At 72.4% G+C, this 558-nt stretch carries 1 protein-coding gene; it reads left to right on the top strand.

Annotated elements, in window-relative coordinates; translation table 11 throughout:
- Positions 1-176 precede the first annotated feature (176 nt).
- The coding region (locus tag QMO56_RS26890; protein WP_283530711.1) for a helix-turn-helix domain-containing protein at positions 177-558 on the top strand (382 nt) is incomplete at its 3' end.

Below are 558 nucleotides of genomic sequence, written 5' to 3'. Positions count from 1 at the left end.
GAGTTGACTCACCTGTGACGGCGGTGGGCACAGCGGTCATGGTTCGCTGGGCTCCTGGCGTTCGGGAGCTTGGTGATGGCGCGGGACTACCGATCCGAGGTGATCTGAGTGCGGCGGAGTTGCGCGCCTATGCGCGCCGGGCGCCGAGCCTCCGGGCAGCGGCCCGGGCGGTTGCTGTGGCGCATGCGCTGGAGGGTCTGTCGCGGGCCGAAGCGGCGCGGCTGGCGGGCATGGAGCGGCAGGCGCTGCGTGATGCGGTGGTGCGCTACAACGCCGAAGGCCTGAGCGGGCTGGAGGACCGCTCCAAGCCCGGCCGTCCGCCCGGGTTGAGTGAGGGCGAGGAGGCGGCGCTGATCGCGCTGCTGCTGCGCGGCCCCGATCCGGAGCGCGACGGCTTCTCGGCCTGCACGCGCGAGGACATTGCTGATCTGATCGCCCGCCGCTTTGGCAAGCGCTCCCACCCGGCCAGCCTGAGCAGGGTGCTGCGGCGCATCGGCCTGTCGCGGCAAAAGACACGGCCGGTGCATCCCAACACCGGTCCCCAGGCCCAGGCGGCCT

The sequence above is a fragment of the Roseomonas sp. E05 genome (assembly GCF_030063475.1).
Lineage (GTDB): Bacteria > Pseudomonadota > Alphaproteobacteria > Acetobacterales > Acetobacteraceae > Pseudoroseomonas.
This window is presented reverse-complemented; position numbering and strand designations above follow the sequence as displayed.